Source organism: Nostoc paludosum FACHB-159 (assembly GCF_014698835.1).
GTDB lineage: Bacteria > Cyanobacteriota > Cyanobacteriia > Cyanobacteriales > Nostocaceae > Nostoc > Nostoc paludosum.
In genome coordinates, this window is the sequence record NZ_JACJTU010000067.1 from 14,347 (window position 1) to 31,038 (window position 16,692).

Below are 16,692 nucleotides of genomic sequence, written 5' to 3' on the forward strand. Positions count from 1 at the left end.
AAATAGTCAAGATTCTAGAAAAAACATAAGCAGTCCTAAAAGATTTGCAATATTCTCTGTTTCTTTTCTTTGCGCTCTTTGCGTCCTTTGCGGTTCGTTAAAAACAGTAATTTTCACAACTCAAATAGGACTGCTATGACTTAATTAACCTACCTTTGGATTGGCAATTAAAGTGACTCGTCCTTGTGAACCATACCCAACTTCACCGATATAAAGATTGGGGTCGTGAAGTTCGGCGATAATGTGGTTTACTGACTGTTGGGCATCAATTCTCGGACTTAAGTCGATCGCTCGTGTAAAGACTTTTGGCCATTCCCATCTCAGGGTTTTGGTTAATCCAAATAAACCAGCCGCGATCGCTCCGAAGTTGACTTTGTAATCTAAACCGAATGCACCATCGAGATGAGCGACTGTGCAGAAACAACTACGTCCATGTTGTGCGGCTTCGGTGAGAGCAGGTTTGAGGTGTTTCGCCATCAAAAATACGTGCTTGACGATCGCCTTTTCCTGTTCGATGTAGGGAATTTTTCCGGTGTTATTCGCTACGAAAATAGGATGTAGATGGATGAAAGCCCCAACCTTACCGCAGTGAGTAGCGATCGCTTGTAGTTGTTGTTGCAGATGTTCTTCGCTCAAGTTTGCCAAGGTGACGCGGGTTACTCCTGCGGGTAAGGGCGATTGTTGGGGAATCAAGGATTGGGGGAAACTGATAACTACTACTTTCGAGCCTTCGGCAATTAGGGATTCAGTTAATTTGGAAGTAGTGAGGAAACCATCATCGGTTATTAAAGTGATGTGTCCCTCTGGTAACGTGAAATCCAAGCGATCGGGTTTTGGTAGGGTTCTGAGTTTGGCGGGATAGCGCGCGATACTATGCTCTAATTCCGGTGGCTGCTGGACAAACTCAGACTCATACTTTTTTTTTTCACCTCCAGCTAGCTGCTGTAGGTAATCAACTATTTGACCGATGGTGCGGAGTTCTCCCAGTTCCTCTATATTCGGTTTGGGTAAGTTGGGGTACATTTCCTGCATCGCCCCTAAGATTTCTACCCTTTTGATGGAGTCAATCCCTAAGTCGGCTTCCATGTCCATTTCTAGTTCCAGCATCTCTACCGGGTAGCCGGTTTTATCGCTGGTGATGGCTAGTAGGGTTTGAGCTAAGTCAGGAAATTCATTAGTTGTTGCTGCTGCGGGTTCCGCTTCTGGTTGTGGAGTGAATGCAACAACTACGCTGACTTCCGGTGTAACTTCTGCTGGAGTCTCTACTACTTGTTGTACTTCCGGTGCTGGAGTCTCTACTACTTGTTGTACTTCGTGAATTGCAACTTCTACAGAAACGCTTTTAGCAGCAAAGGATTGCAGATATTCTACAACTTGACCGATGGTGCGTTTTTCTGCCAGTTCTTCTAAGTTGGGCTTGGGTAGGTTGGGATACATTTCTTGTAGCGCCCCCAAGATTTCCACCCGTTTGATGGAGTCAATCCCTAAGTCTGCTTCCATGTCCATATCCATTTCCAGCATTTCTACCGGATAGCCAGTTTTGTCGCTGGTGATGGCTAGGAGGTTTTTATCCAAGTCAACAATATCAATGGTTGCATTGGGGACTGGGGGTTGGGGGCTGGGGATTGGGGACTGGGGACTGGGGACTGGGGACTGGGGACTGGGGATTACTGGGGTTTCAACTACAGGCTGTACTATTTGAGGGAGTACTGGAGTTTCAACTACAGGCTGCACTAGTTGGGGGAGTACTGGAGTTTCGGCTACAGGCTCTACTACCTTGGGAGCAGGGATATGTGTTAAGCCGTTGCCATTTTTCACTACTGGCTCAGTTACAGGTGAGGGTAAAGCTTCTACTATCTTGATAGTAGGGGGTACTGGTGCCTCTTCGGTGACGGTTGTTTGTGTGGTGAAGGGGATGAAATTATGTGCTGCACCGTTGCTGAGTTTCTCTGTGAGTTGAGTTGCTCCATCTTCTGAGATGATTTGAGAATACTCTTGCTGTATGAGTTGGAAAAAGTTTTTCGTATATTCCAGTTGCTCTTGGAGATATTGCTCGTGGATGCGTAGGGTTTCACCTTGTTGGGAATGAAACTGCATCATGCTGCGCTCCAAGCTTTCCATGACAACTTGCTTCAGCTTGGTGGTTTCGGCTGTAGATTTACTTTCACTCAAGAGCGCATTTTGTTGCTGCATCAGTTGGAAGAACGCTTTGGCGTATTCCATTTGATGGTTGAGGTAAGCTCCGTGAGCTTGTAGATTCTCAGATTGATTTTGCTGGAACTGTGTCAGGAGATATTCTAAACTTTCTAAAAGTTGTTGGTAATTTGTAAGTTTTTCGGGTGTTGGTTGCATCTTAGATTCCTGGGCTGGTTGACTTAAAAGGGTCACAGGACTCATTTGCTGCTCTGGTTGGGTAGCGATATGAGAAGTCACACCGTTCATTGATGGAGTGTTAATCGGGGGTGTTTTTTTATGTCCGTTAGTCTCTATGACTGGCAGAGGTCGAGCCACATCTAGGCTGGTATATAAAGGAGCCGCAGTTTCAGAGGGGATGGGCTGATTTGGTTTGACTGAATTCTCAGATGAAACCGCAGGTAATGTAACTTTGTGACCGTTTTGCAAAGCTTGGGCGAAGGCGTTTTTGGTTTTTTCGGATCTGTAGTTGATGCCGTTTAAACGTACATTTAAAGCCTTTTTCTGTTCAATTGCAGGTATGGTTTGGGGAACTTGGTAAGGGTCGAGGTTGCTCAAAGCCATACCGATTACCCGCAACTGCACAACTGCTTCCCGCAAGGAGCGATCGCTATTCTTCTGAGTACTAGGGTTCAAAGTTACGGTAAGATGCGGGCGATCGCCAAGAATTTCTTTTACCAAGTTGGTCAAAATTCTCCGCGGCCCAAATTCCACAAAGCAAGTACCGCCGGCTGCATAGATGTTTTCAATTTCCTGCTTAAACAGCACTGAGTTGGAAAGGTGCGTTTCGAGGATTTTTTGAATCGCTTGCGGTTCTTTGGGATACTGTTTGCTAGTAACGTTGCTGTAAACCGGGATTTTGGGACTTTGGAATTTGACAGACTTGGTAGCGATCGCAAAGGATTTCTGAGCAAAGGCAATCAGTGGTGTGTGGAATGCTGCCGATACGGGCAATAATACAGCCGTATATCCTTTGTCTTGTAAAGCCTGACGCACTTTAGCGATTTCTGCGGTCGGCCCGGCTAAGACATATTGATTTGGCGAATTTTGATTGGCGATCGCAACTTGCGGAAACTGTTTCAGCACTGCTTCAACTTTGCTGATGTCTTCTTTGACAGCCAGCATACTACCTGCATCGTGGTCTGGGTCTTCAGGTGCCGCCATTGCTTGACCCCTAGCTTTCACCAAGAATAGGTAATCTTCGGTAGTCAAAACTCCCGCAGCCCACAATGCTGTGATTTCTCCAAAGCTGTGACCGGCAACAAAATCGGATCTGAATCCAGCTTGTTGCAGTATGGTGTACATCCCTGCACTCAACACCCCGATGGCTGGTTGAGCGTATTCTGTGCGTTGTAAGGCGGCAATTTGGGCATTTTTCTCTGCCTCTTCAAACACAGGATGGGGAAAAACGATTTCGGATAGCGGTTGCAAGTTATCTTTGAGCAACAAGCTATCCATATAGCCATGTAGACGCTGCATCACCGGGAAATTCATCGCTAATTCCCGTCCCATTTCCAAGTATTGGGAACCTTGGCCGGAAAATAAGGCGACAACTTTACCACCCAATTCCATACCAGAAGCCCGGTAATAAATTCCTTGGGGATGTTCCCAAGATGTTGCTGATCCTTTGTTTTTCAGCCAGTCAATGCTAACTTGCAGTAACTTGCAAGTTTCTTCAAGGTTCTGCGCCACAAATCCAAATCTGGCAGCAGAGACGGGAATCTCTAGAGTTTTGCACTCATTGACTAATTTTGCATAGTGTGTTTTGGCTTCTGGTGAGCGCAATTTCGCTAAAAGGTCTTCCGATTTAGCCAGCAATTGGGACGGGTTAGCAGCAAACACCAGCACTTCATTAGCGCCACCGTGTAGGCGGTAGGCGTGGTTTTGGTCAGCTTGATATTCTTCTAGAACAACATGGTAGTTAGTGCCGCCAAAACCGAAGGAACTCACACCTGCGCGTCTTGGCGCTTCGCCTTCAGCACGAATCCAAGGTCTGGTTTCGGTATTCAAATAAAAGGCGGAATTTTTAATATTAAGTTTGGGGTTCGGCTCGGTAATATTAATTGTCGGCGGTAATACTTTGTGATGTAGCGCCAAAGCCGTTTTAATCAAACTTGCCGCACCTGCCGCTGCTTTGGTGTGTCCGATTTGAGATTTCACGCTACCCAAAGCGATATGCTGCTTTTTCGAGTCATGCAGAGCAAAGAAATCCTGTAAAGAACCGAATTCTGTCGGATCTCCAGCCATTGTGCCGGTACCATGTGCTTCCATCAAGCCAACGGTAGCGGGAGAAAAGCCTGCATCTTCATAAGCGCGTTCTAAGGCTTTGACTTGGCCTTCCTTGCGGGGAGCATAAATACTCTTGTAGCGTCCATCGCTGGAGGTACCAATGCCTTTGATAACTGCATAGATTTTATCGCCGTCCCGTTCTGCATCTTCCAGGCGTTTGAGGACAATCATGCAGATACCTTCACCCAGCATCATCCCATCAGATTTAGCATCGAAAGGTTTGACATTCTCGCCAGGAGAAACGGCTGGTGTTTTGCTGAAGGAGATATAAGCCATGATGGTGTTATCGGTGTCAACGCCACCAGTCAACATCATGTCAGAACGATATTCGACTAGTTCGCTAATTGCTAGTTTTAAAGCACCGAAGGAACTAGCACAAGCGGCATCAACTACACAGTTCATCCCGCCAAAGTTGAGACGGTTGGCAATTCTCCCCGCGACTACGTTAGCCAGCATTCCAGGGAAAGCGTTTTCGTCCCATTTCACATAGGCGCTTTTGATTTTCTCAACGATTTTTTGTGTATCTTCGTCAGATAAACCGCTACTTTTAAGCGCTTTTTCCCAAATCGGATATTCCAATCTGGCAGAAAGTGGCATTCCTAACTGCTTGGCCATGGCTACGCCTAAAATTACCCCAACCATTTCGCGGTCAAATTCGCGTTGGTCGCCATAGCCAGCATCTTCCATCGCTTCTTTTGCAACCACTAAACTTAATAGTTGCGATACATCTGTAACCTCTAAAATGCTGGGTGGAATGCCAAATTCCATCGGGTTAAAATCCACCTCTGGAATAAAGCCGCCTCTTTTACAATAAGTTTTATCTTCGGGGGTTCTGGGATTTGGATCGTAATAATCTTCGACGCTCCAATGGGTAGATGGAACATCAGTAATGCAGTCAATTTTATTTACTATATTTTGCCAATATTCCCGTAAATTTCTGGCTTGAGGTAATAGAGAAGCCATGCCAACAATGGCAATAGGATTGTGTTGTAATTGTCTGTTAAGTTTGTTGATTGACACTGGTTTTCCTGAACTCATCTTTTTTTCCTCTATAGACCTAATTACAGCCTTTTCACAATTGTTAATCAGGCTCTCTAACTCTGCTAAGGCAGTATCAATTGAATGAGCAGACATAGGGCATGGTGAGTACTGTGGATTGTGTAGATACAGTAATTTCTGTTGCCTACTAATTAATCAAAATCTCTTGTCGTGTAAGCAATTAGCGATGTTAATCTGCGCTAATTGCTTTTCTCCTAATCAACACCACACGACACATACTGCCCTAATAAAGCCTTAGGTTTACAGGCAATTTTGGCACACAGGATCGTGTAAAAATGTTATGCAACTCTTGATTCTTGAAAATGTAGCGATCGAACAATTTTGGATTTTAGATTTGCGATAGCGCAGCGTTAGCGAGTCCGCGATCGCCTTTTAGATTGGTTCCACCCACAAACAGACAAAACTTGCTCATAAATCCAAAAAATAATCCAAAATCCAAAACTTGTACTGAGCCTGTCGAAGTATCCAAAATCTAAAATTCTAGTTATGAGCAATGGTATCCCACTGAACAGTAGAAACTGAAGAGTAGCTAAAAGAACAGAAACGCTTTTTTCGTCTGCAATAGTTTGATTTTCAACCCTAACCGCAACAACGTAGCTGGTATTAATGACAGCGTTCTGTGTCTTAATAAATGTCATAGCCAGTTTCAACGTTCAGGATAATACATTTTATGAGATTCGACCTAGAAAAGTTGACAAGTTCGTTACAAAAAACATCACCTTTTATCTGAATTTATGCAATGTGAAAAACTAATTAAACCTTCATAAGGTGATGACCAAGCAGTTTGATTTAGTTATTTCTACTTTCAAAATCTTAATTAAATAACTAATTGACCTCACAACTTTTAAGCGTTGAATTAATAAAAACAATAACACGCTTTATATAAACTAAATGATTACTTTAAACTTTTTTTATAAAAAACTAGATTATTGTTGATATCTATTTTGCGTAATTTTCATAGCTTTAGTATAATTTTCAACCGAAAAAGTGTATAAAAAGCTGAATTATCTCAGGTTTAGATGGAAATTGGTTTAAAAAATAACAGTATTAATTTCTCGGTTATTAAGTAATAATTACTTGGACACATTAATAAATGGCAGAGCTATAAGTATTTTTTTCATGAAAATAACATAATTCAACTAATGTTTTTGATGATTTACTAATATAAATATAAACAAAAAACAAAATGGTTATCTATAAAGCAATTGTTAATTTTGAATATGTTGCATAGTAAACATAATTCAATTTGCTGCCGTTGGCGTAGCCTGTAGTAGACATCCCTAATTAGAAGACTGTTGCTCAAAAAGATGATAATGTCTTAGGTTACACAACATTACCAACAAAAATTTGTTAATATTTTTATGGGTTAACTAGTATTTAATAATGCTGAAAAACTTGGATAAAGAAGTTTTTGTAGTGGATAACTACGATAATTGCAGCGAAATATGAAAAATATTTTGATGAGGAAATCAGGATTTATGCCAAGTCAAACAGTTGACAAATGAAATTTTTTTAGTCATACTCAAAAACAAGGTTATTCAATTTTTTGAGTTGATTTTTCGGCGCTTCATTATTCTTGATAGTTAAGTTTTCTGGCTAGCGCTATTGTATTTTACGCTACTGGATTCAAAGACAAGTAACGATATAACTAAAGAAGCTTTCAAGTAACACTACCATAAGAATTCAGAATTCAGAATTCAAAAAGAACTCTGAGCCGCAGTTTCCATCATTGATGCAGTTCACCGCAAGCATCAGAAGTTCGAGAATCAAAAAAGTTAAAGAATCAGGAAAACATTTGATTTATCAATATACCAACCATACTAAACTCCTTCTAAATTTTGAATTCTGACTCCTGAATTCTGACTTCTGAATTCTGAATTCTTAGCCCTTATCGATTAAATAGAGCCATTTCAGCTATCCCCTAGTAAGAATTGGAATGAAAATATGGCAGTAAATAAAGAAAGCCGATTATTTACAAAATCCGTTGTGCGATCGCGAGTAATTTTAGCAGCTTCTATCACCTTAGCGGCCGGATTAATTACTTTATATAGTTTGGCAACATTTTCGCCGAAAACTAAAGTTGAGACGCCAGCAGCGAATCCTGTAAAACCGACCACCCCAACAAAAGTTGCTGTCACAGCCTTAGGACGTTTGCAGCCAGACGGTGACGTTACTTCCTTGAATGCTCCCAATGCTAATAATGGTGTGCGAGTCGAAAAACTGTTAATCAAAGAAGGAGAAGTAATTAAGGCTGGGCAAATATTGGCCTATCTAGAAACTTATGGTCGTGCAAAAACAGCATTGCAACAAGCTGTAGACCAACTGCAAGTTAGCAAAGCTAAACTAGCGCAGGTGAAATCTGGAGCGAAAACCGGAGACATCGATGCTCAAAAAGCAGCGATCGCGCGTTTAGAGTCACAATATAAAGGAGACATTGCTACCCAAGACGCGACAATTGCCCGCGTCCAGGCTGAGGTAGATAATGCTCAAGCTGAAAACGATCGCTATCAGCAATTATATAAACAAGGTGCGATCGCAGCTTCCGTAGCAGACAGCAAAGCTTTGCAACTCAAAACTACACAACAGCAACTCACAGAAGCCCAAGCCAGCAAAACACGTACTGAAGGTACATACCAAGAACAACTCAAGCAAGCACAAGCCCAACTCAAGAGTATTAGCGAAGTACGTAGCGTAGATGTTCAAGTTGCACAAACTGAAGTCAACAGTGCTACAACCTCCGTTCAACAAGCAAAAGCAGACTTGGATTTGAGTTACATTAAATCTCCCATCAATGGCAAAATCTTGAAAATTCATGCCAAAACCGGAGAAGTAATCAGCACCAGCACAGGATTTGCTGAGATAGGTAAAACATCACAAATGAATGTGATTGCAGAGGTGTATCAAACCGACGTTCAAAAAGTGCGTGTCGGACAAAAAGCCAACATCACCAGCACTGCATTTCCGGGAACATTAAAGGGAACCGTCAAAGAAATTGGTTGGCAAGTTGACAAACAAAGCATCTTCAGCCTCAACCCAGGTTCAGACACAGACCGCAGAATAGTTGAGGTAAAAATCTCCATCGATAACCCCGCAGACAGCGAAAGAGTCTCGCGGTTAACCAACTTACAAGTAGATGTTGCCATACAAATTTAGTTTAGGGCATTGGGCACTTGTACTGAGCGCAGCCGAAGTATTGGGCACTTGTACTGAGCGACTTGTAGTGAGCGTAGTCGAAGTAAGTCGAAGTATGGGGCATTGGGAATTGGCATTCATTAATGACTAATGTCCAATAACTAATGACCAATGACTAATGACTAATGACTAATGGCTAATAACTAATAACAAATAAATCCATGAATTTTAAAATTCCTTTAGCATGGCTACAGCTAGCCCAGCAAAAAGTTCGTTTAATAATAGCTGTAGCCGGGATTGCTTTTATTGTGCTGCTGATGTTTGTGCAACTTGGTTTCCAAGATGCTCTTTATTCTAGCGCAACCGCAGTGCATCAAAATCTCAAAGGAGATTTATTTTTAGTGAGTTCGCAATATAAATCTTTGACCTCAAATCAAAGCTTTTCGCGGACTCGTTTGTATCAAGCTTTGGGGTTTAATGGCGTAGAGTCAGTTAGCCCAATGTATTTGCAATTTGCCAAACTGAAAAATCCGGTAACTGGTGAGAAATATTCAATATATGTTATTGGTTTCGACCCAGGCAAACCCGTGATGAACATCGCAGAAATTGAGAACAACTTAGATAAACTCAAAATTCCCGATGTCATGCTTTTTGACAGAAGTTCTCGCACAGAGTTTGGCCCAATAGCAGAAAAATTTGATGCGGGAGATACAGAACAGACGATTGAAATATTTCCCTTTAATTCCTTAATTGGCTATAAAGTCAGGATTGGTGGTCTATTCAGTTTAGGGCCTTCCTTTGGGGTAGATGGTAACTTAGTTGTCAGTGACTCAACTTTCCTAAGGATAAATCCCAATACTCGTCCAGCAGATATGATAGATGTCGGTTTGATAACCCTCAAACCTGGTACTGATGCACAAACAGTGCTAAAAGATTTGCAGGTAAGCTTGCCAAATGATGTGCAGGTTTTTACACGCCAAGGCTTTATTGATTTTGAGAAGAAATATTGGTCTGTTAGAACGCCTATTGGTTTCATACTCAACCTAATGTTGACAATGGCTTCTGTGGTTGGTGTAGTGATTGTCTATCAAATTCTTTATAGCAATATTGCTACACAGTTCGTTGCTTATGCCACATTAAAAGCCATAGGTTACGCCAATAGATATCTGTTGAATGTGGTATTCCAACAAGCTTTAATTCTGGCGATTTTAGGTTATATTCCAGGCTTTCTTACTTCAGTATTGTTATACGATTTTGCAATGGAAGCAACTAAATTGCCAATAATTATGAGCGCTAACAATGCAATATTGGTCTTAACATCAACAGTTTTAATATGCATAACTTCCGGAGGACTCGCCATCAATAAACTCCGTTCCGCAGATCCAGGAGATATTTTCTAAACAATCACTCCCTTACTCTCCCTGCACCTGGGCATCTCTATGTGAGTTAAGCATTTTTTCATTTTCTCTGTGCCCACCGAAGTTCAGATCGGCGGAAGCCGCCGCTCCGACTTCTCTCTGCGCCTCTGCGGTTTGTTCAGAAAATAAAAGTTTTGGCTTGAACTGAACCGTATTGAGATAAGGTCAAAATCTCAAATCCAAAATTGGTATATCTTTTACTCTATGAACCTCAAAAACCAAACTCTCCTGATTACCGGAATTAATGAATTTGTCGGCTTGCGTGCAGCCGAATTAGCCATAGCCCAGGGAATAAAAGTCCGTGGATTACAAAGTTCTAAAGAACAGAACAAAACAGTACAAAATTTAGGCATTGAAGTAATTACTGGTAGTCTCACAGATCCTACTATTGCCCAAAAAGCTTGTCAGGGAATAGACATCGTTTTACATACAGAGCAAATTACCCAAGAAGCTGGGTCAATTAATGATTTTCGTGATGTCAACGTGAAGGGTGCTGTTAACATTGCTAAAGCTGCAAAGCAAGCAGGAGTTAAAACTTTCGTGCATCTGTCTAGTGTAATGGTTTATGGTTTCAACTATGCTGATGGTATTACAGAAACCGGATTACTTTCTGGCGAAAATAATCCCTATTGTCAAACAAAAATAGAAGCAGAAACAGCACTTTTAGAATTAAATAATCCGCCGGATTTTGGTGTTATTATCATTCGCGCAGGTGATATTTACGGTCCTGGAAGTATTCCTTGGATAGTCAAACCAATTCTGATGATGCGTCAAAAATTATTCGCCTATGCCAACGATGGTAAAGGAGTCATCAATCATGTATATATAGACAACCTGATTGATGGCATCTTTCTGGCGATAGAAAAACAGACTTACGGAGAAATATTTAATATTACCGACGGACAACAAACTTCTTGGAAAGAGTATTTCATGCGCTTAGCAGCAATGGAAGGTTTACCAGCACCTCTTTCATTGCCAAAAGATGAAATGAAATTGTTTTTAAAGCTACGCGCTCAAGGACAAAAATTATTTCGGAAAAAAGCCGATATTTTACCGGAATCTGTAGATTTTATGACTCGTCCCTATGCGTGTTCCATTGCTAAAGCCCAAAGTTTGTTAAATTATAAACCAACAATTGATCTAGAAGAAGGTATGCAGCGTACACATGAATGGCTGCAAAAAACGGAGATTGAAAATTTGACGAAATAGGAGACGGGGTGAATCGCGCCTTTACAAGAGATGCGATTCATCCTTTATTTTATTAAAAGTCTTGGGTATCAAATTATTCTGGCTTCTGAAGTCTAATTTCTGACGTTGCATTTGACTAACAATTAGCTTTAATTGCGCCTAAAATAATCAACAGATTGTCTGAATACTTGTGTTATAAAGCAATCCTACTAAATCATTGGTAAAAAATCTGTTGCCTATTGCCTATTGCCTATTGCCTATTGCCTGCTTCCACAAATAATTTCACAACTCATTTAGGAACGCTATATGAGTAGCAATCAGCCACGATTGAGTATTGGATTACCTGTATACAATGGCGAGAAATTTCTTCAAGAAGCTTTAGATTCACTCTTAGATCAAACCTTTGAAGATTTTGAACTAATTATTTCAGATAATGCATCTACAGATAAAACTGAGGAAATTTGTAGAGCATACGTCAAGCAAGACAAACGGATTCGTTACTACCGTAATCAGCATAATATTGGTTGCGCTCGTAACTTCAATCGTGTCTTTGAGCTAGCTTCGGGTGAATATTTTAAATGGGCAGCTTATGACGATCTACACGCTCCTGATTTTATTAGTAAATGTGTTGAAGTACTCGATCGCGACCCTAGCATTATTTTGTGCCACACCCAAGCATACTTTATTGACGAACAAGGAAAGTTTCTTCAAAACTACGATATCAAACTTAAAACAGATTCTTTCAAACCACACGATCGCTTTCACGAATTACTGACTAAACATCTATGTTATCAATGTTATGGCGTAATTCGCGCTAGTGCTTTGAAAAAGATACCGCCTATGGGTGGTTACGCTTATGGAGATGGAATTTTATTGTCAAGGCTTGGTCTTCTGGGTAGATTTTATGAAATCCCAGAATACTTGTTCTTTGCTAGAAACCATCCGCAACAATCAATGAGTATGTTTTTTCCCAATTATTTGTTAGTGGGAAAGAACAATCAAGCCTCTTCATTGAGTGAATTACCTGATTTTTATGCCTATACAGTGTGGTTTGACTCTGCAAATGAAGGAAAAATTTTATTCCCACATTGGAGAATTTTATGGGAGTATTTTCTATCCATCTGGCGTAGTCCCATAAGTTTGTATGAGCGGTTATGTTGCCATAAAAGTCTACAACAGAAGTTGAAAGGCACAGAATATTTGTTACTGAAAGATTTGTTAAAAGTGTTGCAAAAACTTCTACTAACTTGGAAAAATACTTCATTTTTAGAAAAAAATGTAACACTTTGAATTAACTTATAACAGTAAAATCGAAAAGTAAAAAGAGAAGTCTGAAAGTGTTTTTGAATCTTTCATCTCTTTTTACTTTTAACTTGCAAATTTTGACTTTGTGATTTTTTTCTAGCTTTCCAAAGTAACCAATTTTCACGACAAAATTATGCTGAAACTATCTCAAATACCTTACTTTTTGATTGCTACTTTAATGGGCATCAGCTTTGTAAAAACAGCGAATGCTGAATCAACAGCAAAACTTAGTATTGTCGTCAATGGAATCCGTCACCAAAAAGGCGAGATTTGCTTCCGAGTTTTTGGAGGTGAAAAAGGATTTCCTATGAGTAGTACTAGTGAAGTTCAAAGTGGCTGCGCTAAGATTACAGGCACTTCTGTGACAAAAGAATTCTCTGGTTTAAAACCTGGGACTTATGCTGTTGCTGTAGTTGACGATCAAAATGGCGATCGCAAACTCAATAAAGACTTTTTTGGTATTCCTACAGAAGGTTTTGGCCTTTCCAAAAATCCAACTGTGTCCATACAAACAGGCACACCAAAGTTTCGTGATGCCAGTTTTGTAATGAACAAAAATACCACAGTCAATATTGTTATGAAATACTCGTTGGATTCATAAAAGGGACTGGGGAGTAGGGAGTAGGCAATAAGGGAGATCGGGGAAACAAGGGAGGTAAAGAGAATAACTCCTAACTCCTAACTCCTAACTCCTAACTCCTAACTCCTAACTCCTAACTCCTAACTCCTAACTCCTAACTCCTAACTCCCACACTTTCAATGCCTCATGCCCTATTCTCGGAGAATTTAATGGAAGATTTGGCAATATTTCTGTCTAAGTCTTTGATGGGTTGGCTAGTTATTCAGGTGTGTTTAACGCTAATCTTTGTTTGGTATTTGCGCTCATCTCGAAAAACTTTATTACCAGATGAGCAGTTGCCTAAAACAGCAGTAATTCTTTGCTTACGGGGAGCAGATCCGTTTTTACATAGCTGTTTGCGATCGCTCCTAAATCAAAACTATCCAAATTATGATTTAAAGTTAGTTATTGATAGTCAGGAAGATCCAGCTTGGAAAATTGCCAGCGAAACTATCATAGAACAAGAAGCTACTAATGTTCAAATCAGTCCTTTGAGAATAGTACGCAATAATTGTAGTCTTAAATGTAGTTCTCTAGTGCAAGCTGTCCGTGAGTTGGACGATTCCTATAAGGTGGTTGCTTTAGTAGATGCTGATACTATAGTTCATCGAAATTGGTTGCGAGAATTAGTCAGTCCTCTAGGGGATGCTAATGTTGGTGCCACAACTGGTAACCGTTGGTATGTGCCAACAGGCAGGAATTGGGGGTCTTTAGTACGATATATAGGGAATGTATCGACGGTTGTGCAAATGTTTCTCTTCCAAATTCCTTGGGGTGGAACTTTGGCTATAAAAACAGAAGTGCTTCACCAAACAGAACTTTTAGATAAGTGGGCACAAGCTTTAAGCGAAGATTTCATGATTCACGATGTCCTCAAAATACATGGACTAAAGGTTAAGTTTGTAGCGACTTTACTAACAGTTAATCGTGAAGAAATTGAATTAGTAGGCTTACTAGACTCTCTCAAACGTTTAATACTTTGTTCTCGACTTTATCACCCGCGTTGGTTAGCTATAGTTAGTGAAGCTGTTTCTAGTATTCTGTTTCCGACTACAGTAATAATGTTAATTTTAGAGTCATTGTTAGAGGCAAAATGGGAAGCTGCATCTCTATTATTTGTCTGCTATAGCGTCTATATTGTAGGATTACTTTTGCTGATGCTCGTTTTGGAGCTAGGCATACAGCAAGTGGTTCGTTTAAATGACCAGCCAATAACCAAATTATCAGCCCCTACCATCGTTAAAATGTTGATTGGCATCCCGCTAACACAATGGGTTTATGGGTTAGCAATGCTATCGTCTCTGTGGATTTCAACAGTCACCTGGCGCAGTGTCAGCTATCGGGTTCGAGGAGCTTGGAATATTCGCCTAGTGGAATATCGCCCTTATCAATGGTTGGATCAGCCTATTAATAGCAAGGTTTCTCTTTGAACAGGAGTCAGAATCCGCTACGCTAACAGAATTCAGGAGTGAGAATTCTGGATAGGCTCTCTATGTAACTAACATTAACCGATGGTAAAACTTGGACACCAAGGGAATTCCAAGCCTGTTGCCTATTGCCCCAACCTTGCTCTCTGCTTTAAATCTCAACTAGGGCATGAAAATTATCAGACTAAACATTCCCTAGTGCTAAATTTATATTAACTTATTTTTATTAAACTATATTAACTATAACCCTTGTAAACCACATAGCTTTACATTCTTGTCAAGGGTTTAGAAAATATATTAAGGGGAATTTTGACTGAGAGTTTTCAGTGTTTTGATAATTTCTGATTAAGGATCGAAAAATAATTTTCACCATCTCCCATCGACACTGGTTCTAAATGCGTAAATCCTAAAGCTAACTATATTGACGGGAATTGCAGAGCCAAATAGTCAGGATATTAATTGTAAGAACAAAGACATCAGTCATCGAAGTTCAGAAATAGTAAAAAATCAGACTTGCTAAAGCTTAATAATTTTCATCAGACTATTAAGTTTCGGTATAAAAGTATTCTGATTTTTGAATTCTGACTTCTGAATTCTGAATTCTTACTTTTCATGAAACATTGCTGCGTAAGTCCTAAGTCCAAAACCAGCATTTTCGTGAAATAATTCCTTTTTGATATGACTAAGCAAAGACTCCGCATTGCCCTATTTACAGGCTTGTACGCTCCTTTCTTAACTGGAGTATCTGTAGCAGTACATCAACGAGTTCGTTGGTTGTTGCAACAGGGACATGAGGTTTTTTTGATTCATCCACAAATTAACGATCGCTACCCAAAAAATGTTGGCGATCGCCCTATGCCTGGATTAAGCGAAATTCAATCTTTTCCTAACTTAACTACTTACGCATTCCCCACAAAACCATTAATCTTCTACAAGTCTCTTCCTCAACCATTGCACTATCGGCATTGGAGTGATACCAAGCTGTTAGAGAAGTTTAAACCTGACATTATAGTGGTTGAAGAAGCACCACAAATGAGAGGTTTATACTCATTTTTCTTGCAAGGTTACGGTCGCCCTGTAGGAACACAATACGCAAGACGAACAGGTACGCCAATAATATCGCTTTTCCATACTGATATTGTTGAGTACATCAAATATTACTTTGGAAATAAATTCTTCAGTTTAGTTCGTCCCATCATTCCCATTTTGGTGAAACAGTTTAGCAACTCTTATGACTTGAATTTCTTTTCTTCCCAAGAACAACTCAATAAATACAAAGATTTCAAATGCCAACGTGCTGAATATCTTGCTTATCAAGGTATAGATTGCGAAAAATTCCACCCACGAAATATTTGTTACGACCCAATTCCTAACGACCAACGACCAACTTTGTTGTTTGTCGGACGCATCACGGCCGAAAAGAATGTCAACCAACTGATTGATATATATCCACTCATTGCTGCCAAAATCCCTGATGTCCATCTGGTAATTGTTGGTAGTGGCCCCCAGGATCGAGAAATTCGTGAGCGTGCCCAAAAGTTTGCATCGGGTATTACCATCTGGGGTGAGTCCCACGGTACAGAACTTTTAGGTTGGTTTGCCAGAGCAGATGTTTTTGTTAACCCCTCTATCACCGAAAACTTCTGCACCACAAACAACGAAGCTCTAGCCTCTGGAACCCCTCTGGTTGCTGTTGTTGCACCTTCAACCTCAGAACAGGTATATCCAGGTCGCAACGGCTTTCTGGCTCAACCTAACAACCCAACAGACTTTGCCCAAAAGGTGATTGCGATTCTAGAAAATCCCGACTTGAAGGCAGATATGACTAGAAACGCTCGCCCCTCCATAATCGATTTCGATTGGTCAGCATGTATGGAAAAGTTTGAAGACAAACTCTATCAAATCGTTAAGGGGAATAGGGCATAGGGCATGGGGCATGGGGAGGTGTGGGAGGTGACGGAGGTGTGGGAGGTGTGGGAGGTGTGGGAGGTGTGGGAGGTGTGGGAGGTGTGGGAGGTGTGGGAGGTGTGGGAGGTGTGGGAGGTGTGGGAGGTGTGGGAGG

Annotated in this window: 9 protein-coding genes; 7 read left to right on the plus strand and 2 right to left on the minus strand. The window is 40.8% G+C overall.

Annotation, left to right across the window (positions count from 1 at the left end; all coding sequences use genetic code 11):
• Nucleotides 1-144: 144 nt before the first annotated feature.
• Together H6H03_RS34795 and H6H03_RS34800 are read right to left on the minus strand one after the other, a co-directional pair.
• On the minus strand, nt 145-5,616 hold the full coding sequence (locus tag H6H03_RS34795; protein ID WP_190959574.1) for a type I polyketide synthase: 5,472 nt from the start codon (nt 5,614-5,616) through the stop codon (nt 145-147).
• A gap of 253 nt (nt 5,617-5,869) precedes the next feature.
• The gene (locus H6H03_RS34800; RefSeq protein ID WP_190959575.1) at nt 5,870-6,010 is read right to left on the minus strand and encodes a hypothetical protein; all 141 of its coding nucleotides are present in this window, start codon (nt 6,008-6,010) and stop codon (nt 5,870-5,872) included.
• Between the two features lie 1,475 nt (nt 6,011-7,485).
• On the opposite strand from H6H03_RS34800, the gene H6H03_RS34805 reads away from it, so the two are divergent.
• The 7 genes from H6H03_RS34805 to H6H03_RS34835 all read left to right on the plus strand — a co-directional run bounded on the left by H6H03_RS34805 (nt 7,486) and on the right by H6H03_RS34835 (nt 16,556).
• A complete protein-coding gene (locus H6H03_RS34805) occupies nt 7,486-8,694 on the plus strand; it encodes an ABC exporter membrane fusion protein (protein ID WP_190959576.1) in 1,209 nt (402 codons plus the stop codon).
• Between the two features lie 200 nt (nt 8,695-8,894).
• Entirely contained in the window at nt 8,895-10,073 is a 1,179-nt protein-coding gene (devC, locus tag H6H03_RS34810) for an ABC transporter permease DevC (protein ID WP_190959577.1), read from the plus strand.
• Nucleotides 10,074-10,295: 222 nt separating this feature from the next.
• Nucleotides 10,296-11,300 carry an NAD-dependent epimerase/dehydratase family protein gene (locus H6H03_RS34815; RefSeq protein WP_190959578.1) on the plus strand — a complete coding sequence of 335 codons (1,005 nt, stop codon included), beginning with the start codon at nt 10,296-10,298 and terminating at the stop codon, nt 11,298-11,300.
• A 285-nt stretch (nt 11,301-11,585) separates the two neighbouring features.
• Entirely contained in the window at nt 11,586-12,569 is a 984-nt protein-coding gene (locus H6H03_RS34820; protein ID WP_190959579.1) for a glycosyltransferase family 2 protein, read from the plus strand.
• Nucleotides 12,570-12,717: 148 nt separating this feature from the next.
• Nucleotides 12,718-13,185 carry a DUF2141 domain-containing protein gene (locus tag H6H03_RS34825; protein ID WP_190959580.1) on the plus strand — a complete coding sequence of 156 codons (468 nt, stop codon included), beginning with the start codon at nt 12,718-12,720 and terminating at the stop codon, nt 13,183-13,185.
• 188 nt (nt 13,186-13,373) lie between these two features.
• Nucleotides 13,374-14,633, plus strand: a complete 1,260-nt coding sequence (locus tag H6H03_RS34830) for a glycosyltransferase (RefSeq protein WP_190959581.1) — start codon at nt 13,374-13,376, stop codon at nt 14,631-14,633.
• 675 nt (nt 14,634-15,308) lie between these two features.
• On the plus strand, nt 15,309-16,556 hold the full coding sequence (locus H6H03_RS34835) for a glycosyltransferase (RefSeq protein WP_190959582.1): 1,248 nt from the start codon (nt 15,309-15,311) through the stop codon (nt 16,554-16,556).
• Nucleotides 16,557-16,692: the final 136 nt, after the last annotated feature.